Annotated in this window: 18 protein-coding genes and 1 tRNA gene; 4 read left to right on the top strand and 15 right to left on the bottom strand. The window is 43.8% G+C overall.

Going from position 1 to position 19939, the window contains the following annotated elements:
• Window positions 1-228 precede the first annotated feature (228 nt).
• From BW980_RS16870 to BW980_RS16860, 3 genes are all read left to right on the top strand, one after another.
• Window positions 229-1146 carry a ketopantoate reductase family protein gene (locus BW980_RS16870; protein ID WP_076456367.1) on the top strand — a complete coding sequence of 306 codons (918 nt, stop codon included), beginning with the start codon at window positions 229-231 and terminating at the stop codon, window positions 1144-1146.
• 123 nt (window positions 1147-1269) lie between these two features.
• Window positions 1270-1539 (top strand): hypothetical protein, encoded by a 270-nt coding sequence (locus tag BW980_RS16865; RefSeq protein ID WP_139327720.1) that lies wholly within the window; start codon window positions 1270-1272, stop codon window positions 1537-1539.
• A 168-nt stretch (window positions 1540-1707) separates the two neighbouring features.
• Entirely contained in the window at window positions 1708-2670 is a 963-nt protein-coding gene (locus BW980_RS16860) for a tRNA dihydrouridine synthase (RefSeq protein WP_076456365.1), read from the top strand.
• A 113-nt stretch (window positions 2671-2783) separates the two neighbouring features.
• Here BW980_RS16860 and BW980_RS16855 read toward each other — a convergent pair.
• The 15 genes from BW980_RS16855 to mraZ all read right to left on the bottom strand — a co-directional run bounded on the left by BW980_RS16855 (window position 2784) and on the right by mraZ (window position 18911).
• A tRNA-Arg gene (locus tag BW980_RS16855) sits at window positions 2784-2857 on the bottom strand.
• Window positions 2858-2861: 4 nt separating this feature from the next.
• Window positions 2862-3308 carry a GatB/YqeY domain-containing protein gene (locus BW980_RS16850; RefSeq protein ID WP_013992166.1) on the bottom strand — a complete coding sequence of 149 codons (447 nt, stop codon included), beginning with the start codon at window positions 3306-3308 and terminating at the stop codon, window positions 2862-2864.
• Window positions 3309-3405: 97 nt separating this feature from the next.
• The gene (gene ftsZ, locus BW980_RS16845; RefSeq protein ID WP_076456364.1) at window positions 3406-5367 is read right to left on the bottom strand and encodes a cell division protein FtsZ; all 1962 of its coding nucleotides are present in this window, start codon (window positions 5365-5367) and stop codon (window positions 3406-3408) included.
• A gap of 37 nt (window positions 5368-5404) precedes the next feature.
• Entirely contained in the window at window positions 5405-6742 is a 1338-nt protein-coding gene (gene ftsA, locus BW980_RS16840) for a cell division protein FtsA (protein WP_076456363.1), read from the bottom strand.
• A gap of 3 nt (window positions 6743-6745) precedes the next feature.
• Window positions 6746-7465, bottom strand: coding sequence for a cell division protein FtsQ/DivIB (locus BW980_RS16835; protein ID WP_076456362.1), 720 nt, complete (start codon window positions 7463-7465; stop codon window positions 6746-6748).
• Window positions 7455-8807, bottom strand: a complete 1353-nt coding sequence (murC, locus tag BW980_RS16830) for a UDP-N-acetylmuramate--L-alanine ligase (protein WP_076456483.1) — start codon at window positions 8805-8807, stop codon at window positions 7455-7457. Before murC ends, BW980_RS16835 begins: the two co-directional genes overlap by 11 nt.
• 20 nt (window positions 8808-8827) lie before the next feature.
• Entirely contained in the window at window positions 8828-9931 is a 1104-nt protein-coding gene (gene murG / locus BW980_RS16825; RefSeq protein WP_076456361.1) for an undecaprenyldiphospho-muramoylpentapeptide beta-N-acetylglucosaminyltransferase, read from the bottom strand.
• On the bottom strand, window positions 9918-11117 hold the full coding sequence (locus BW980_RS16820; RefSeq protein ID WP_076456360.1) for an FtsW/RodA/SpoVE family cell cycle protein: 1200 nt from the start codon (window positions 11115-11117) through the stop codon (window positions 9918-9920). Before BW980_RS16820 ends, murG begins: the two co-directional genes overlap by 14 nt.
• A 12-nt stretch (window positions 11118-11129) precedes the next feature.
• On the bottom strand, window positions 11130-12464 hold the full coding sequence (gene murD / locus BW980_RS16815; protein WP_076456359.1) for a UDP-N-acetylmuramoyl-L-alanine--D-glutamate ligase: 1335 nt from the start codon (window positions 12462-12464) through the stop codon (window positions 11130-11132).
• Window position 12465: 1 nt separating this feature from the next.
• On the bottom strand, window positions 12466-13686 hold the full coding sequence (gene mraY / locus BW980_RS16810) for a phospho-N-acetylmuramoyl-pentapeptide-transferase (protein WP_076456358.1): 1221 nt from the start codon (window positions 13684-13686) through the stop codon (window positions 12466-12468).
• Between the two features lie 39 nt (window positions 13687-13725).
• Window positions 13726-15189, bottom strand: a complete 1464-nt coding sequence (locus BW980_RS16805) for a UDP-N-acetylmuramoyl-L-alanyl-D-glutamate--2,6-diaminopimelate ligase (protein ID WP_076456357.1) — start codon at window positions 15187-15189, stop codon at window positions 13726-13728.
• Entirely contained in the window at window positions 15186-17192 is a 2007-nt protein-coding gene (locus BW980_RS16800) for a penicillin-binding protein (RefSeq protein WP_076456356.1), read from the bottom strand. The genes BW980_RS16805 and BW980_RS16800 overlap by 4 nt, the downstream gene beginning before the upstream one ends.
• On the bottom strand, window positions 17192-17521 hold the full coding sequence (locus tag BW980_RS16795) for an FtsL-like putative cell division protein (protein WP_013992177.1): 330 nt from the start codon (window positions 17519-17521) through the stop codon (window positions 17192-17194). The genes BW980_RS16800 and BW980_RS16795 overlap by 1 nt, the downstream gene beginning before the upstream one ends.
• A 27-nt stretch (window positions 17522-17548) precedes the next feature.
• Window positions 17549-18448 (bottom strand): 16S rRNA (cytosine(1402)-N(4))-methyltransferase RsmH, encoded by a 900-nt coding sequence (gene rsmH / locus BW980_RS16790; protein ID WP_076456482.1) that lies wholly within the window; start codon window positions 18446-18448, stop codon window positions 17549-17551.
• Window positions 18438-18911, bottom strand: a complete 474-nt coding sequence (mraZ, locus tag BW980_RS16785) for a division/cell wall cluster transcriptional repressor MraZ (RefSeq protein ID WP_013992179.1) — start codon at window positions 18909-18911, stop codon at window positions 18438-18440. Before mraZ ends, rsmH begins: the two co-directional genes overlap by 11 nt.
• 254 nt (window positions 18912-19165) lie before the next feature.
• Between mraZ and BW980_RS16780 the strand changes: the two genes are divergently transcribed.
• A complete protein-coding gene (locus tag BW980_RS16780; protein WP_076456355.1) occupies window positions 19166-19930 on the top strand; it encodes an alpha/beta fold hydrolase in 765 nt (254 codons plus the stop codon).
• Window positions 19931-19939: the final 9 nt, after the last annotated feature.

Here is a 19939-nt window from a genome sequence, read left to right as displayed (position 1 = left end):
TTGCTTATAAATGGAGGTTTACAGCATCACCTGATCCGTATCCGCTCATATTAAGACCTATAGGGAATTACGACAAAACATACGGATTGGCATACAGGATATTAGTCATACAGAGCCGAGGCTTAATCAAAAGGTTTGCCTATTTTTATACAATCCACATATAACACAACCGTCGAATCGACTCTAGTTCCAATGGTTGCCAAGACTTTTGACAAATAAATAAAACATATGAAAATAGGAATTTTAGGAATGGGTGGAGTCGGGAGTTTCGTCGGGGCAAAACTTACCGAAAATTACAAAGACGATCCAGATACCCAGATCATTTTTATTTGCCGAAACAAAACCAAGGAAAGCATTACCACCAATGGCCTATCATTGACCACAGAAGGCAAAACCATTACATGCAAACCCTATTTGGTATCGGATGACAGCAAGGAAATAGGTTTGCTCGACCTATTGATCGTATCGACCAAATCGTTTTCACTCGGCAATGCCATTGGCCAATATCAAGATTGCCTGAAGAAGGAAACAATAATTCTTCCTTTACAGAATGGGGTAGACTCAAAAAACCTAATCGAAAACAGCATTGACCACGACAGTTTAAAAATACTCGAAGCCTGTATCTACATCGTTTCAAACATAGAACAACCGGGAGTAGTAAAACACCTCGGAGGCCCAGGAAAAATTTTCTTTGGAAATAGTGATTCCCAAGATTTCAAATGGTTAGAGGAACTATTGGTAAAAGGGGGCCTAAATGCAAGTTACACCAAGGATATCAAAACCATACTATGGAAAAAATACCTTTTTGTTTCTCCCCTGGCCGCAATGACCGCGGCGCTCGACATTACACTTGGGGAGTTGGCCGAAAACCCAACACACATGGCCAAACTTGAAAAAATGATGAAGGAAGTCAAAGAACTGGCGAAGCACTTTAACATCACCTTAAGCGATAAGGATATCAATGAGGCATTGGCGATGCTCTCAAATTTTCCCTATCAATCAAAAACCTCCCTTCAACTAGACGTTAAAAGCAAGAATAAAAATACCGAAAAAGCCAATTTGGTCGATTATATGATAACTACCGGTAAAAAATTCGGGGTCAAGGTTGACCATTATGAAGAGATGGGCACAAAAATCACGGTTTAAAACGATGCAAAAAAAAACCATACGCTTAAATTTACCGTTCTACCCGTCATCATGCATAGAATACAACAAGCCCTAGGCTACTTCGTCTGGATATTCATATCACTACTAGCCGGAATCGCATACATGCGAATAATTTTAGGCCCAAAACCGAAGCCTTCCTCCGGTATTTTAAAAATGTTTGACTGGGTTTACGGTGTCAGCCTATTTCATGTAGGATTGGTCATTGGAAGCATAATAGCCTTTCTATTCATTATAATCAATCACTTTTATCTCAAAAAAAGCTTCGCAACCAATGCAAACCGAAGCTTGATCCGTCTTCTGGTCATTTTGATCTTGGCCCTTATCGTTGGCACAACGCATTATATATGCGAGGAGGTCATTGACATCATCTAAGAATACGATGTAAATCGGCCTGTATGTTTTTATGAGATCAAGTCACTTCTCCCCGTCACTTAAAGATTTTACATCCGCCCCTTTTAAAAACAACCAGAATAAAGCTCCTAAGGCCCCATATCGAAATATCGTGATATTGCCTTATCTTTGTACCCTCAAAACCCGTTGATGTCTTACACACTATTATCTTCCCCTTTACAAGGCTTTACCGATTTTGTTTTTCGCAATGCACAGCAGAAGTTTTTTGGAGGAATAGACACCTATTACGCCCCATACATCCGGTTTAACCGAAAGATGATCATCAAGGGCTCGTACCAGCGCGATTTGAACCCTGAGGTAAATACTTCCCTGGAACTCATTCCACAAGTAATGACGGCAGACGTCGAACATTTTTTATTTGTAATAAAATATATTCAGTCTTTAGGATATACGGAACTGAACTGGAATCTGGGTTGCCCCTATCCTATGGTCACCAATAGCGGAATGGGTTCGGGCCTTATTTGCAATACCGAAAAAATAGACCATATATTAGATCGTGCACATAGCGAGACCGATATTACCATTTCGATGAAAATGCGTCTCGGCTACGAGAACAGCAATGAAATATTAGAGGCCTTTCCCATACTGGAAAAGTACCCTCTTAAAAACGTGGCCATCCATGCCCGACTGGGGAAACAATTATACAAAGGAGGCGTAGACCTAGAAGCCTTTCAAAAATGCGTGGATGTAGCAAAACACACCTTGTACTACAACGGCGATATCACTAGCGTAGCACAGTTCAAGACCTTGAGGGAACGCTTCCCATCCATAAACCATTTTATGATAGGCAGGGGCCTTATCGCCGATCCGTTTTTACCCAGCATGATCAAAGCGGACACTACGGACTACCCTGTCGATCGCTGGGATATTTTCAGGGAATTTCACGATACCATCTACACACAGTACGACGCCATGCTTTCGGGCCCGACCCCTATAAAGATGAAAATGCTTGGTTTCTGGGAGTTTTTTTCCCAATCTACCCACCACCCTCAAAAAGTCTACAAGGCCATAAAAAAAGCGGGGAATCCTGTAAAGTACAGACAGGCCGTAGGGGAAATCATAGCGGCACAAAAACGAACTGTTTCGCGATAGTGACAATACCTTTCAAAGCGACTGTCCTCATTTCGCTTCTCGAGTTAAAAAGTACCATCGCCATAAAAAAAAGCCCTTTAAACCTTGAGTCTAAAGAGCTTTCGATAAAATTGTGACCCCGGCAGGATTCAAACCTGCAACCCTCAGAGCCGAAATCTGATGCGCTATTCAGTTGCGCCACGGGGCCAATTTTATGCTAATTTCTGTTTTACTATGGCCGAAATGGTCTTACCATCGGCCTGACCGGCCAATTCCTTGGACACCATGCCCATAACCTTGCCCATATCTTTCATACCAGACGCTCCTGTGGCGTCTATGGTCTGAACCACTACTTTTTCTATTTCTTCTTCGGTAAGCTGTTCCGGCAAAAATTGCTCGATTACGGCTACCTGTGCCAGTTCGGGTTCCGCTAGGTCTTCCCTACCTTGTTCCTTAAAAATGGCGGCACTATCCTTTCTTTGCTTCACTAGTTTTTGAACCAGTTTCACTTCTTCCTCCTCGGTCATTTCACCACCCGTTCCACTGGTCTGGGCCAAAAGCAAAGCCGACTTAATGGCACGGAGCGATTCTAGCGCAACGGCATCCTTTGCCCTCATTGCCGCTTTCATCTGTTCCATTACCTTTTGTTGTAAGCCCATGCTTTTTATTTAGGAATGCGAAGATAAAAAATAAACCCGAAAAAAAACTAATTTTTTCGGGTTTAAGCTTGAGTTAGTTAAGTTTATTTTGAAATCCTTAATCTACATTATCGTGTAGAAAAGAATTGTTGGAGCGCAACCTAATCTCATCGTTACTATCCTCACTTAACGTCGTTCTTGAAACCCTGGTTTCATCTCTTCTGACATCGTTTAAATCGATTCCCTGACGTCTGTAGGCCGGTTCTTTTTCAATTTCATCTATACTGCTAACACTGTTCTGGAACTTATAGTTGAAATCTTTCAACTTTCTTCTTCGCTCATCGGCCCTTTCCCTTAAAAGGTCTTCGATAGGACTGTTCATCGGATCGACTTCAACAGGAGGCTGTTCTTGTGTTTCCACCCTTCTTTCAACCGCCTTCACCTCTATTCTAGGCTCTTCCTTTACCACCTGTTGTGGTTTTGGCGCTTGCTTTTGAACCGGTTTCGCCCTGTTCAGCTTATCCTCTATTTCCATATAGTCATCTAAGCTATAGCGCTTTTCACCTTGGTCGTTGTGTTCTATAACAGGAATGACCTCTACATGGCTTTTTACCTCAATATCCTTTACATCATCGTCTAGGCTAAAAGTAATAACGTTCTCTTGCTCCTCTTCATCCACCTCGTCTTTTTGCGTCAAGGGCATATCAAAGCTCATAGTGATCTGCTCTTCCTTTAGATTGTCGTAAGGAACGGTCATGGGATCGACCACCTCCATATCGTTTATTGAATCTTGAGCATTTACGATTACAAAATCGTCTTCTGAAGTATCGACTTCGGCCACTTCCTCTAACACCTCTTCATAAAAAACGTTGAAGTTTTTGATATAGCTTGTGGTTTCCACTAAATCCATACCCGGCTCCTCTTTCACATCTTCCTCAAGAGTGTGTTTGATCACCGGCGCTTCTTCCTTTACTGTTTCGATCGGCATTTGATGAACGATATTCTTTCTAGCCGTCAAATCGTGTTGGGCACGTTGCTCATCTTCCAAAGTATGGATGATTTTTTTGGCCTCGGTATTTACGATATCGTTCTGCTGATCAACATCGAAACCCGTAGCAATAACGGTTACGGCAATCGCTTCCCCTAAATCTTCGTCTTCACCGACACCCATGATGATGTTGGCACCATGGCCGGCCTCGACCTGAATATAATCGTTGATCTCACCGATTTCATCGATAGTAATTTCTTGAGAACCTGAAACGATAAGCAAAAGTACGTTCTTGGCCCCACTGATCTTGTTATCATTAAGCAGGGGAGAATCCAAGGCTTTTGTGATAGCCTCGTGCGCCCTTGCGGAACCGGTTGCCTGGGCCGAACCCATAATGGCGGTACCACTATTAGAAAGTACCGTCTTGGCATCCCTAAGGTCAATATTCTGGGTATAGTGGTGGGTAATAACCTCGGCTATACCTCTTGCCGCGGTCGATAATACTTCATCCGCTTTAGAGAAACCTGCCTTGAAACCTAAGTTTCCGTAGACTTCACGTAGTTTGTTATTATTGATAACGATCAAGGAATCTACATTGGAACGTAGTTTTTCAATACCAATCCTTGCCTGTTCGCAACGCATTTTACCTTCAAACTCAAAAGGCATGGTAACGATGCCCACGGTAAGCACGTCCAATTCTTTTGCTTGTTTGGCTATTACCGGTGCGGCACCTGTACCGGTACCACCACCCATACCAGCGGTAATAAATATCATTTTGGTAGTAGTGGCCAACATCTGTTTGATCTCCTCCATACTTTCCAAAGCGGCCTGTTCACCTACCTCAGGGTTGGCACCAGCACCCAAACCTTCGGTCAATGAAACACCCAATTGTATTTTGGTAGGTACAGGACTATTATTTAAGGCCTGTGAATCGGTATTACAAATGACGAAATCTACGCCATTGATACCCGACTGAAACATGTGGTTGATTGCGTTGCTACCACCGCCCCCTACGCCGATTACTTTAATTACATTGCTTTGATTCTTCGGAAGATCAAATGAAATTCCATCAAATTCCGTGTTGTTGTTCATAGTGTCTTTTATTACTGGTTAATGTGTGTTTCTGTCTTTACTCGGCATTATCCAAAAAGTCCTTCAACTTTTCCGACCATTTATCAAATACCGATTTGCGCTCTTTCTTGACCTTAGGCCCATTTGATTGCGGCGCTTCCTCTTCGTGTCCCGCCATAACGAGCTCTCCTTCGTCTACGATCGTTTCTTTGGTTTCTGCCGTTTTGATTTTTTTCTCATTGGCTACGGCGTTCATCAAAAGACCAACGGCGGTAGCGTAGAGGGGACTGGCGATTTCGGCATCTGAATCGCCCGCCAAATGTTCATTAGGGTATCCGATACGTGTATCCATACCCGTAATATATTCAACCAATTGCTTTAAATGCTTCAACTGGCTACCGCCACCTGTAAGCACTATACCTGCAATCAGTTTCTTTTTCTGTTCTTCATGGCCGTAATTCTTGATTTCCGTATAGACTTGCTCTACGATCTCAACAACGCGTGCATGAATGATTTTCGAAAGGTTCTTAAGGGTAATTTCCTTAGGTTCCCTACCACGAAGACCGGGTATGGAAACAATTTCATTATCCTTGTTTTCACCTGGCCAAGCCGAACCGAACCTTATCTTTAAAAGTTCTGCCTGCTTTTCAATAATGGAGCAACCTTCCTTGATGTCTTCGGTGATTACACCGCCACCAAATGGAATTACGGCCGTATGCCGTATGATACCATCCTTAAAAATGGCCAAGTCGGTAGTACCGCCCCCTATATCGATCAATGCCACACCAGCTTCTTTTTCTTCCTTGCTCAAAACCGCATCGGAAGACGCCAAGGGCTCAAGGGTGATGTTCCCTAGATCGAGTCCGGCACTCTTGATACACCTGCCTACATTCTTGATGGAAGAAACCTGGCCTACCACCACATGGAAATTAGCTTCAAGACGGCCACCATACATGCCAATCGGCTCTTTGATCTCGGCCTGTCCGTCCACTTTATACTCTTGCGGAAGTACGTGAATGATCTCTTCACCCGGAAGCATTACCAACTTGTAAACCTGGTTACAAAGCTTATCCAGATCATCATCATTGATGACCTCCTCTGAATCGGGCCTGGTGATATAATCGCTATGGTGCAGACTTCTTATATGCTGCCCGGCAATACCGACCACAACCGACCCAATCTTCAAACCGGAATTGGCTTCCGCCTCTTCCACAGCCTGCTGTATCGATTGAATGGTTTGCGTAATATTGTTTACAACACCTCGGTGCACCCCTAAACTCTTAGATTTACCGATGCCCAGAACCTCAATTTTACCATACTCGTTTTTCTTACCGATTATGGCTACGATCTTGGTTGTTCCAATGTCCAATCCTACCGAATAATTACCTACTTCCATAACTTAAATTTTGGTGCACACTACTTGATTGTCAAACTCCAAACTAACAACATCATAGTTTTGCAGAGTTTTGTCTTTATTTGCCTTGGCGTAAAATGCCTTGAAATTACTAAACTTTTCTTCCAGTCTTTCTACGTCTCCTAAATCGACAACAAACTCTTCCGTACGAAAACGAAGCTGATATTCATCTTCATTCTCGATATGTAGCCCAATGATGTTTTTCTTCAGAAACTCGTCCGTATTGACATAGTTCAAAATTTTATACACATCTGCCAAGCCTTTTTCCGTGATGCGGCCCGTGATTATGGGTACGCGTGCAGAATAACTCGTTGACAGCGGCATCCGCTTTCCGTCTTCGTCAAGGTAAAATTTTGAATCCCCTTCTATACGTCCGATTGGTGTGCGTTGAATGATTTTCGACGCCAACTTACCGTTTACAGTAAGATAAACTTGGGCACTTTTCACCATTTTGTTGGCCTCAATGGCCTTCTCTATAGTATTCAAAACTAATTTTTCTTTGGGCACGTTTTCAAGACTGCCGAATTTTTGTATTAACAATTTATTAACCGCGCCTTCCGTAATGAACAAATTTTGATTTTCCACAAAATCAATAGCAATGCCGTTTATACCTCTTTTCGCACTTCTTTGGTTAGAAAATGCGTAAAGCCCTGTTATTACAACGACCAAGACCAATAGCTTTATGTAGTTATAATTAATACGCATCTTGTAATTCTTTTGTGATTTTACTTACTTCCAATCCTATATCTCCGGCCCCCATAGTAATAAGTACCTCTGGATTTTGCCGCTTTATCTCATTTAGCAATTTGGATTTCTCGATTATTTTTCTTTTCGGATTTGTAATTTTCCCCATCAACCATTCCGCCGTTACCCCTTTTATCGGTTTTTCGCGCGCGGGATAGATATCCAACAACAGCACACTATCAAACCTTGAAAGGCTTTGGGCAAAGGCATCGGCAAAATCCCTGGTTCTCGAAAACAGGTGGGGCTGAAAGACCGCCAATGTTTTTTTGCCCGGATGCATTTCGGTAACCGCATCGTACACCGCATTTATCTCGGTAGGATGATGGGCATAATCGTCGATAAAAACCAACTTCTCCGTCTTTATCTTATAGGAAAACCGCCTTTGCACCCCTTTGAAGGTCGCCAGTGCACTTGCCAATTTTTCGAGGGGCAAGCCCGTACGCGTAGCCATGGCAAAAGCCACCAATCCGTTTAAAAGATTGTGCCGGCCCGGCTTATTGAACATTACATTGGTCAAAACGCTTTCCGGCGTCACCAAATCAAAAACATACGTACCGTTTTCTATCCTTAGGTGCGTTATACAATAATCCGCCCCGTCTTCTATACCATAGGTTATACCTTCCAAGGGAAGACCTTTTCGTACAAAAAGGGCTCCATCCGAAGGAATCTTATCGGCAAACTCTAAAAATGACCTCTGTAACTCTTCCGGATTACCGTATATATCCAAATGGTCGGCATCCATAGACGTGACACAGGCCACATCGGGAAACAACCTCAGGAAGGAACGATCGAACTCATCTGCCTCGACCACCGAAAAGTCGGTACCCTCAAACACAAAGTTACTATTGAAATCTTCCGATATTCCTCCTAAAAACCCCGTAAAGGCAGCACCGGACTCTTTGAGCAGATGTGCCAAAATACTTGTGGTAGTCGTTTTGCCATGGGTACCCGCAACAGCCAAACAAAAGCTGTCTTTGGTAATAAGCCCCAAAACTTCGGAGCGTTTTTTGATTTCAAAACCCTGGGCCAAAAAATATTGATATTCCGAATGCTCCAAAGGCACTGCCGGTGTATAGACCACCAGGGTGTTTTCCTGATTTTTAAAACCTTCCCCTACCGCTGTAATATCATCATCGTAATGAATGGCGATACCCAAGCCGGAAAGTTCTTCGGTAAGTGGTGTTTCGGTCTTATCATAACCTGCCACTTGCTTACCAACGAACTTAAAATAACGTGCCAAAGCAGACATACCAATGCCTCCGATGCCAATAAAATATACGTTATGTATGCGTTTTAAGTCCATTTCCACTTCTTCCCATGCCTTTATTTATGGGTGGCATTCCCAATTAATTTTTCAATTTCGTCCACTATATCTTTTGTCGCGTTCGGTAAGGCCAATTTTTTAATGTTCGCCGACAAACGTTCTTGTTGCCCCTTATCATTAAAAAGTCCCGTAAACACCGCTTCAAACTTGGCATCCAACTCACTTTCCTTCAACAACAATGCCGCATTATCGTTTGCCAATGCCCGGGCGTTCTTCGTCTGATGGTCTTCCGCCACATTGGGCGAAGGAACAAATATCACGGGCTTTCCTACAATGCACAATTCAGAGACCGAACCTGCACCCGCACGCGATATGATGATATCGGAAGCGGCATAGGCATAATCCATCCGATTTAAAAAATCGAGCACCTTTACCGAATCGGAATTGTATTTCGCATATTCATCAATATAGAGCTTTCCACATTGCCATATAAGCTGTACCCCGCTTTGCTCAAAAAGAACGAGGTTCTTTGCCACCAATTGGTTAATTCGTCGGGCACCAAGGCTTCCTCCCAAAATCAAAAGGGTAGGCACATCGGGTTTCAACCCGAAGAACTGCAAGGCCTCGTTTTTATCGGCCGTCATTTCAACCAGGTCTCCCCTAACCGGGTTACCTGTTTTTACGATCTTATCCTTAGGAAAAAACCGATCCATTTCATCATAGGCCACACAAATTTTAGCCACTTTATCTTTCAGTAGTTTATTGGTAATACCCGCATACGAATTCTGCTCTTGCAATACGCAGGGCACCCCTTTTCCGGAAGCGACCTTCAACATAGGCCCACTGGCAAATCCCCCAGTGCCTATGACGGCATGCGGTTTAAATTTGCGTACTATTTTTCCGGCCTGTATCAAACTACTTATTACTTTAAAAGGAAACATTAAATTTTTAAGGGTCAGTTTCCGTTGCAACCCGCTAATCCACAATCCCTCAATCTCATAACCTGCTTGAGGCACCTTTTCCATCTCCATTCTATCCTTGGCGCCCACAAATAAAAATTGCGCGTCAGGATGCCGTCTTTTCAATTCGTTCGCAATGGCGATCGCCGGGTAAATATGCCCGCCCGTTCCACCACCGGAAAGTATGAATCTATAATTGCCCACTCAACACTTCTAAAGGGTTCGTTTCATCTATTTCTTCGGACGGCTTTTCTACTTTAGCCTCCTTATTGCTCACACTCAAAATAACACCGATGGCCAAACAGGTCATCCAGCTACTGGTACCACCGCTACTGATCAGCGGCAAGGTCTGCCCCGTTACCGGAAAAAGCTCGACCGCCACAGCCATATTGATCAACGCCTGAAAGACTATGGGAAGCCCTACCCCAAGCGCTGCCAGCTTACCGAAAATGGTAGCACTTCCATTGGCCACGACCACGATCCGGAACAGCAAGAACATATAAAAGAACATAAGGGCGAAACCACCCACCAGTCCATACTCCTCCACGATAATGGCATAAATAAAATCCGATGAGCTCTGCGGCAGAAAGTTTTTCTGAATGCTTTTTCCCGCACCTTTACCGACAATACCTCCCGTAGCAATGGCTATCTTGGCCCGCTCAATCTGGTAATCGGCCTCGGTATCTTCCGAATCGGCAAAATTCTCTACCCTACTGATCCACGTATCGACGCGGTTCGGGAACAGCCCCGGAATAGCCTTTGCCGTAAGTATAAAGAACGCCAAGCCCAATACACTTGCCCCAATGATACCGAACAAATATTTTAACGGATACCCCCCTAAAAAGCAAAGCAGGAGTACCATTGAAAATATAATGGCCGCCGTTGAAAAGTTCGCGGGCAAAATTAGGGCCACCGTTAGAAAAACGGGAAGCCACAAAGGCAATATACTTCGCTTAAAGGTAATCTCTTTATGCCTTACCTTACTCAGGTAGCGCGCCACATAGATCATTAGCACCACTGCGGCCAGGTTCGATGTCTGGAACGAGATACCAACTATGGGGACACTGATCCATCGGCTGGCATTGGCCCCGCCTATAGTAGTACCCTGGGCCAGGGTGAACACCAATAGTACCAGCACCAAAGGCATGGCGATCAAAGACAAGCCCTTAAAAAAATGTGAGGGAATACGATGAACACCATAAATGATACCAAAGCCCAAAAACAATAGCAATGCATGTTTTACCAAATACCCAAACGTGGTTCCGTTGCCCACTACATAGACCAGATTACTACTGGCACTATATACCGGCAAGAACGAAAACAAGCCCAAGAGGGCCGCAATGGCCCAAATAGCTTTATCTCCTTTGATATTTTCAAAAAATGCGTTCACTGCGTACTGTTTTTACAAGTTTTTTACTGCCGCCTTAAATTGGTTTCCGCGGTCTTCATAGTTCTGAAACAAATCAAAACTGGCACATGCCGGAGATAACAGAACCGTGTCTCCCCTCTCGGCAATCTTATAGGCCACTTTAACCGCCTCATCCATGGCAAAGGTTTCCACCATTAGATCCACTACATTGCCAAAGGCATCCTTTATCTTTTCATTGTCCAATCCCAAACAAACGATAGCCTTTACCTTTTCACGGACCAAAGGCATCAGCTCCCTGTAATCGTTACCCTTGTCCTGTCCTCCGACAATCCATACAATAGGTGTTTTCACACTATCCAAAGCATAGAATACGGAGTTTACGTTGGTAGCTTTAGAATCGTTTATATACTGTACATGGTGTATTTTCAATACGTTTTCAAGGCGATGGGGGGCTCCTTGAAAATTAGCGATACTATCACGTATCGATGCTTTTCGTATGCTCACCAATTTTGCCGCTGTCATTGCAGCCATAGAATTTTTTAAATTGTGTTTTCCTTCAAGTGCTAAGGCGTCTTTTGTCATTTCCAATGTCTCGTTAGTTATGTTCAGTATTATGTTTTTGTTCTTTAGATATGCTCCTTCCCCCAGTTCCTGTTCTATGGAAAATGGGAGTAATTTTGATTTAACGGGATGCTTTTCAAGCCAGGCAACAATCACCGGATCGTCTGCGTCATAAATTAAAAAGTCGTCTTCGGTCTGGTTCTGTGCTATTCGGAATTTTGAAGCGACATAATTTTCAAACTTGAAATCATATCGGTCTAAATGATCCGGCGTAATGTTCGTTAGGATGGCGATGTGCGGTTTAAAATCCACAATGCCGTCCAACTGAAAACTGCTGATTTCCAAAACGTAGAAATCATAATTGTTTTCCGCGACCATTTTAGCGTAGCTATCACCGATATTCCCCGCCATCCCTACGTTCAACCCACCTTCTTTTAACAAGTGGTTGGTCAACATAGTAGTGGTGGTCTTTCCGTTACTTCCGGTTATACCGATCAAAGTAGCATCGGTATATCGCGATGCGAACTCAATCTCCGAAATAACAGGAATGCCCTTATCGTGCAATGCCTTCACCAATGGAACCGAATCGGGTATACCCGGACTTTTCATGACCAAATCCGCATTCAGGATCTTTGCTTCCGTGTGCTTTTCGGCTTCCCAATCAATATCAAAATGTTCAAGAACGTCTCTATATTTCCCTTTTATCTTTCCTCGGTCCGATACAAAAACCTCGAACCCCTGTTGTTTTCCCAAGATGGCCGTACCAACACCGCTTTCGCCTCCCCCTAAAACCACCAATCTTTTCATCTTATCTTACTTTCAAGGTAACCACGGTTATGACCGCCAAAAGGATGGCGATGATCCAAAACCGGGTAACGATCTTACTTTCGTGATATCCTTTTACCTGATAATGATGATGGATGGGCGACATTAAAAAAACACGTCTGCCTTCCCCAAATTTCCTTTTGGTATACTTAAAATAGCCTACCTGTATCATGACCGATAGCGACTCGGCAAAGAAGATTCCGCACAACACGGGAATCAACAATTCTTTTCTGATAATAATGGCGATTACGGCAATGATGCCCCCAATCGTCAAACTACCGGTGTCTCCCATAAAAACCTGGGCAGGAAAGGCGTTGTACCAAAGAAAGCCCACCAATGCTCCCACAAATGCCGTTATAAAGACCACCAATTCACCCGAATTGGGGATAAACATAATATCCAGGTAATTTGAAAAGATGACGTTACCCGACACCCAAGCAAAAACCCCCAGTGTAAAAACTATAATGGCCGACGTACCCGCCGCAAGCCCATCGATACCATCGGTAAGGTTGGCCCCGTTGGAAACCGCCGTTACGATCAGTATGACGATCGGTATGAATATCAACCAAGCGTAGTCACGGGCACCTTCTCCCGCCCAACCGATAAAATCGCTATAATCCAACTCGTTGTTCTTAAAAAAAGGAACCGTGGTGCGCACCGATTTGATCTCCTTGCCAATAACATCACGTACGGTCAATTGCTCGGTAATGATGGTACTGGAATCGTCCCTCATGGTCACGCCGGGATGAAAGTACAAGGTTGCCCCAACCCCAAGACCTAGAACCACTTGGCCCAATACCTTAAACCTACCTTTCAGACCTTGTTTGTCTTTTTTAAATACCTTGATATAATCATCGGCAAAACCAATAAAGCCCATCCAAAGCGTAGTGACGATCAACAAAATGATATAGATGTTATCAAGTTTTGCCAACAAAAGCACCGGAATCAAAGTAGACATGATAATAATGAGTCCGCCCATGGTCGGCGTACCCGCCTTTTGCTTTTGTCCTTCAAGACCAAGGTCGCGCACACTCTCACCTATTTGTTGTCGTTGAAGAAAAAGAATAACCCGCTTACCGTATACCGTTGCTATCATCAACGAAAGCAGAATGGCCATGGCCGCCCTAAAGGTGGTGAACTGAAATAAGCTCGCCCCCGGCAACTGGTATTCATTTTCTAAATATTCGAATAGGTAGTATAGCATCTTTTAAGCTTCTAGTCTTTATATTTTCTTTGGTCTTCGTTATTTATCCAAACGCTTAAGCACGTCTTTCACCGTTTCAAAATCGTCAAAGTGAATGCGCTTTCCATTCGTTTCCTGGTAGGTCTCATGCCCTTTTCCGGCAATGAGTATGATATCTTCGGCATTGGCCAACTGGCATGCCGTTTTTATAGCCTGTTCCCTATTTTCTATGGATAGGATTTTCTTTACGTTCTGTGGCTCAACCCCTTTTTCCATAGCATCTATAATGGCTAGAGGAGACTCCCCTCTGGGGTTGTCGGAGGTAAAAATGGCCTTATCGCTCAACTGCGAAGCAATATGACCCATAACCGGACGCTTAGAGCTGTCTCTATCGCCACCACACCCCACAACGGTGATAACGTTTTCATTTCCAGTTCTCAGTGTACTGATCGTTTCCAGTACGTTTTTTAGCGCATCCGGCGTATGGGCATAGTCAACTATAGCCGTAATTTTTTTACTCGATATAAAATATTGAAAGCGGCCGTCTACGTTCTCCAGTTCGCTCAACAATCGCAAGGTTTCCAAGGTTTCCAAACCCAACAGGTCGGCCGTGGCAAAAATGGCCAACATATTATAGGCATTGAAATGCCCTATAAGCCTCGACCAAAGTTCATGTTCGTTTATTTTGAGCAGCGTACCGCTAAACTGGCTCTCAAGTACCTGTGCCCGATAATTGGCATAGGTCCTAAGGGCATATGTATACTTTTTGGCCTTGGTATTCTGCAACATTACCGCCCCATTCTTATCATCGATATTCGAAAGGGCAAAAGCAGTTTTAGGCAACTGATCGAAGAGTATTTTTTTGGTATCCCTATAGTCGGCAAAAGTCTTATGGTAATCTAAGTGGTCATGCGATAAATTGGTAAAAATAGCCCCCTCAAAGGTCAAGCCTTGGGTTCTTTTTTGATGGATACCATGCGAACTCACTTCCATAAAACAGAACTCTACCCCTGCCTCGTTCATAAGGTGCAAATGCGCATTGATCGTCAATGCATCGGGCGTGGTATGACTGGTGGCGTACACTTGATCATCTACCATTATTTTTATGGTAGACAAAAGCCCTACCTTATACCCTGCCTTCTTGAACAATTGGTACAACAGACTCGATATGGTAGTCTTTCCGTTGGTTCCGGTAACCCCTACCAATTTTAAATTCTTGGACGGATTGCCGTAAAAATTGGATGCCATCATGGCCAAGGCCGTATTCCCATCCTTTACCTCAACATAGGTCACACCATCAATGATCCGTTCCGGCAAGGTTTCGCACACAACAGCCTTTGCCCCAAGGTCAATGGCCTTGCCTATGAACAAATGGCCATCGGTCAAGGTTCCCTTGATAGCCACAAAAACATCGTCCATTTCGACCTTTCTAGAATCAAAACGGATGTTGTTTACCAATACATTGGTAGAACCGATTACATCGGTCAGGCTTGCCCCGAACAATATGTCCTTTAATAATCTCACGATAGTTCTAGTGTAATTTTTTTAGCTTCCTTAATGTTCGTTCCCTGGGAAACGGACTGCCTTTTTACTTTTCCATTGCCCTTTACCTCTACTTCTATCCCAAGGTTTTCAAGGATCGAAACCGCATCCATACCGCTCATACCCTTCACATTGGGCACTTGCTTGTAATGTTTTTGGGCTTCGGCATAATATTTTTGATACGATTTTTCCAATCGCGGATCTTCCATCTTTTCCATATCCACCTCGTCTACCAAGGGAGAGGTCGCATATACTTTCTGCGCTATGGACTTGAATACGGGCCCCGAAACATCGGCACCGTAGTACCCCACACTTTTATCCGGCTCATGGATAACCACGATGCAGGAGTACTTTGGGTTTTCAGCAGGGAAGTACCCCGCAAAAGTCGATATGTACTTTAGTTTGTCAGGATCTTTCGAAACGTAATTTTTTTGTGCGGTCCCCGTTTTTCCCGCCATGGAAAAATTGGGCGAGTACAGCCGATGCCCCGTACCGTATTTCTTTTCGACTACATTTTTCAGTAGCTCCTGCACCTTGGAAGCGGTTTCCTTTGAACAGATCGCCTCACTGATCACCTCTTTGTCGAACTTTTGAACGGTGCGGTCCCACTCCTTTACTTCCTTGATCAATCGAGGCTTTACCATTTCCCCATCATTGGCGATGGCATTATAAAAAGTAAGCACCTGCAAAGGCGTCATGGACACCTCGTAACCATGGGACATCCACGCCAATGAAATACCCGACCAACCCTTGTCACCAGGAAACCTGATAACCGGTTCCCCTTCCCCTTTTATAGGAAGGTCCAATTTTTTATGGAGGTTCATGCGCATCAAACGATTGACGAATTTCTCGGGATCGTTCTTGTAATTATTGTGGATCATTTTTGCAAAAGCCGTGTTAGAGGAAACCTCAAAAGCATGCCCTGCCGAAATCTTGCCATATCCGCCCCACTTCGAATCCCTTACCGTTCTATCGTAAATTTTCCATCTTCCGTTTTCGGTATCGAGTACCGTACTGGTATCTATCACCTTATCCTCAAGGGCGGCCACAAGCGACATCAACTTAAAGGTAGAGCCCGGTTCGTGCGATTCCCCTATGGCGTAATTCAAGCGCTCATAGTATTTACCGGCTTCGGTACGTCCCAAATTCGATATGGCCTTCACTTCACCCGTTTCGGTTTCCATAACGATGACACAACCATGGTCGGCCTTATAATGCTCTAATTGCCCCAGCAAAGCGTGGTGGGCGATATCCTGAATATTAATATCGATGGTAGACACCAAATCATACCCATCTTTAGGCTCAACGATATTCTCCCACCCGATCGGCTTCCACTGGCCTTTGGCAATTTTTTGCTTTAAACGTTTTCCCTGAACACCTCTTAGATATTCACCGTAGGCCCTTTCAAGCCCCACTCCCGAATAGTAGCCGTTTTCATCTACGTTCTCATAACCCACACTGCGCTCCGCGATCTTACCCAGCGGATGCTCCCTAACCGTTTTCTGCTCTATGATCAAACCACCTTTATACGGCCCCTTATTGAATAGCGGAAAATCTTTGACCGCTATGTATTCGGAGTAATCAAGGTTTCTGGCTATAAGGGCATATCTGTTCTTGTTCACCTTGGCCTTCCTCAACACTTGCTGATAATGTGACGACGATTTACCCAACATTTTAGAAAGCGCATTGGACAAGGGAACGATATTCCTCCTAAAGTCTTCCTCACTTACGGTAACGGCATCAAAACGGATGGTGTAGCGCGATACGGAAGTAGCCAACAGACTACCATCGTCAGAATATAGATTACCGCGATTGGGCGCTATGGTGAACATCTTTTCAGTGCGCTCCATAGCCAAGGCCTTGTACTTATCTCCTTGCACAAACTGGATATTCACCAACTTGAAAAGCACGGCAATAGCGAACAAGAACATGAACGCCGTTACAACGTACAACCGGGTCAATATGCTTTTTTCGGTTACGGCCACTATTCTTCCTTCTTATTGTTTGATTTAACCTTTATTTGTTTTGGCGGCACCTCTGATGGGTACAAGCCTTTTTCCGCCACGATCTGCATCACCGTAGATTCCAACTTTAACTGTTGTACGTCTGACCGCACATCTACAAATTCGTTCCGAAGCTCCTTTACCTCTTCGTTCAATGCCGCTATCTGATGCACCTTTTTATCGGCACTATGCGAACTACCGATCATAACGGTGGCCAGAAAAGAGGTAAAAATGATGAACAGCCAATTTTTAGGAGCGTCGCCGCTCACCAAAAACCTACCTTTTAATATGTTCAACAATCCTTTTTTCATTGTTTCGCCTTCTTTATTCTTTTTACCTTATTTAATTATGCGCTCCGCAATTCTCAGTTTGGCACTGCGAGCACGATTGTTCTTTGCTATTTCCTCTTTGGAAGGAACTATAAGCGACCCTACTTTTTTGAACGGAACATCAACATTTCCATAAAAATCCTTCGGCGCCTCACCTTGAAATTGTCCTTCACGTATAAATCGCTTTACCAACCGGTCTTCCAAGGAATGATAACTTATAACACTTAGCCTTCCGCCTTCACCCAACAACTCCGGAGTCTGCAATAAAAACTCCTCGATTACCGCGATCTCTTGGTTCACTTCTATGCGAATGGCCTGATAGATCTGGGCCAATATCTTATGCTCTTTGGCTTTCGGCAAGAACTTCTGCAGCACCTCTTTCAACATTTCGGTAGTCTTGATCGGCGCCTCTTCCCGTTTCGCCAAAATGGTCTTGGCCATTGCATTGGCATTTCTTAAATCCCCATACTGAAAAAGAACCCTTCTTAAATCGTCGTAATCATAGTTATTGACCACTTCATAAGCCGACAGGAGGTTCCTTTTGCTCATCCGCATATCAAGATCGGCCTCGAACCGGGTAGAGAACCCACGTTCAGCTTTGTCGAACTGATGTGAGGAAACACCAAAATCAGCTAAAATTCCATCTACTTTTCGAATACCATAGAACTTCAAAAACTGCCGGATGAACCTGAAATTTTCATTGATCAGCGTAAAACGCGTGTCGTCAATGGCATTTGCAAGCGCATCTTCATCTTGATCGAAAGCGAACAACTTTCCTTCGCTTCCCAAGTACTCCAATATCTTTCTCGAGTGTCCGCCGCCACCAAAGGTGACATCGACATACACACCGTTCTCTTTTATATTGAGTCCGTCAACGGACTCTTGTAACAATACAGGATTATGATACATAGCTTTCGTCATCTCCGTCATCACCCATTACCTCTTCCGCCAAATCGGCAAAATCCTCAGCGGTTTCCTCCAATACTTTCTCATAGCTATCCTTGTCCCAGATCTCTATAATGTTAATGGCCGAACTCAAAACCACCTCTTTGGAGATATTGGCAAACTCCACTAGGTTTTTCGGTATCAACATTCGCCCCGTACCATCGATCTCAATGACTTTCACTCCGGCCGAAAAACGACGGATGAAATCATTGTTTTTCTTCTTGAAGCGGTTTTTCTTGTTCATCTTCTGCATCAGAAGGTTCCACTCCTCCATAGGATACAATTCCAGACAAGGTTGAAAAACAGATCTTTTGATCACAAAGCCTTGGTTTAAAATCGGTGACATCTGATTTTTTAGGGCAACCGGAATCATTACCCTACCTTTGGCATCGGCCTTACAATCGTATGTCCCAATGAAATTGATCACTTAAAAAAGCTGTTTTACAATACTATAACTCAAAACTACAAATTTTATTACCACATTTTACCACTAATTACCACTTTGTTAATAAATAGTGGGTTTTCGGCATAACTTGTGGTTAAATTTGCTTGGAAAAAAATGGCGTTTTTGACCGCTGAATGAAAAATAATGGCCAATTCTCGCTTTATTGAACTATACTTGTAACCAAGTCATAATAGGATTATGCCTATCTTTGACCAACAGACCAAGAAGTATCTTGAATGGAAAAAAATTTAATTAAGGAAGGAAAATTCCGGTATATAGAGATAGGCGAAGGAACGCCAATCATTATTTTACACGGTCTTATGGGAGGACTAAGCAACTTTCAAGGTGTTACCGAATACTTTCCCAAAAAGGGGTATAAGGTGCTCATACCCGAGCTACCTATTTACGACATGCCAATGCTTAAGACCAATGTAAAGCAATTTGCCAAGTTCTTGGCCAAATTCATTGAGTTCAAGCAACTTGACAACGTTATACTACTAGGCAATTCCCTCGGAGGACATATCGGCCTCCTGCACACGAAACTCTATCCAAAAATGGTAAAGGCCCTCATTATAACCGGAAGTTCCGGATTGTACGAGAGCGCTATGGGCGATGGATATCCAAGACGAGGCGATTATGAGTTCATAAAGAAAAAGGCCCAAGATGTATTTTACGACCCCGAGATTGCCACCAAAGAAATCGTAGACGAGGTGTTTGCCACCGTCAACGACCGCAAAAAGATCATAAAGACCTTGGCGATTGCCAAAAGTGCCATCCGCCACAATATGGCCGACGACCTTCCTAAAATGAACACCCCTATATGTATTATTTGGGGAGAGAACGACAGTGTAACGCCACCCGACGTAGCCAACCTCTTTCACGAGCTGCTACCCGACTCCGATCTTTACTGGATCGAAAAGTGTGGTCACGCCCCTATGATGGAGCATCCTGACAAGTTCAACGAGATCCTTGACAGCTGGCTGACCAAACGCAATTTTTAACAACCCTAC

Origin of the sequence: Zobellia uliginosa, assembly GCF_900156625.1 — a bacterium.
Lineage (GTDB): Bacteria > Bacteroidota > Bacteroidia > Flavobacteriales > Flavobacteriaceae > Zobellia > Zobellia uliginosa.
The sequence above is the reverse complement of the archived record's forward strand: the minus strand, read 5'-3'. Positions and strand labels throughout refer to the sequence as shown.

Bases quoted from the DNA above. Each gene is read 5' to 3' on its own strand.
- mraY (WP_076456358.1), bottom strand. From the start codon at position 13,686: ATGCTATACTACCTATTCGAATATTTAGAAAATGAATACCAGTTGCCG.
- ftsA (WP_076456363.1), bottom strand. From the start codon at position 6,742: ATGGAAGTAGGTAATTATTCGGTAGGATTGGACATTGGAACAACCAAG.
- ftsZ (WP_076456364.1), bottom strand. From the start codon at position 5,367: ATGAACAACAACACGGAATTTGATGGAATTTCATTTGATCTTCCGAAG.
- murC (WP_076456483.1), bottom strand. From the start codon at position 8,807: ATGGACTTAAAACGCATACATAACGTATATTTTATTGGCATCGGAGGC.
- BW980_RS16780 (WP_076456355.1), top strand. From the start codon at position 19,166: ATGGAAAAAAATTTAATTAAGGAAGGAAAATTCCGGTATATAGAGATA.
- BW980_RS16860 (WP_076456365.1), top strand. From the start codon at position 1,708: ATGTCTTACACACTATTATCTTCCCCTTTACAAGGCTTTACCGATTTT.
- BW980_RS16850 (WP_013992166.1), bottom strand. From the start codon at position 3,308: ATGGGCTTACAACAAAAGGTAATGGAACAGATGAAAGCGGCAATGAGG.
- BW980_RS16870 (WP_076456367.1), top strand. From the start codon at position 229: ATGAAAATAGGAATTTTAGGAATGGGTGGAGTCGGGAGTTTCGTCGGG.
- murD (WP_076456359.1), bottom strand. From the start codon at position 12,464: ATGAAAAGATTGGTGGTTTTAGGGGGAGGCGAAAGCGGTGTTGGTACG.
- BW980_RS16835 (WP_076456362.1), bottom strand. From the start codon at position 7,465: ATGCGTATTAATTATAACTACATAAAGCTATTGGTCTTGGTCGTTGTA.
- rsmH (WP_076456482.1), bottom strand. From the start codon at position 18,448: ATGTATCATAATCCTGTATTGTTACAAGAGTCCGTTGACGGACTCAAT.
- BW980_RS16865 (WP_139327720.1), top strand. From the start codon at position 1,270: ATGCGAATAATTTTAGGCCCAAAACCGAAGCCTTCCTCCGGTATTTTA.
- BW980_RS16795 (WP_013992177.1), bottom strand. From the start codon at position 17,521: ATGAAAAAAGGATTGTTGAACATATTAAAAGGTAGGTTTTTGGTGAGC.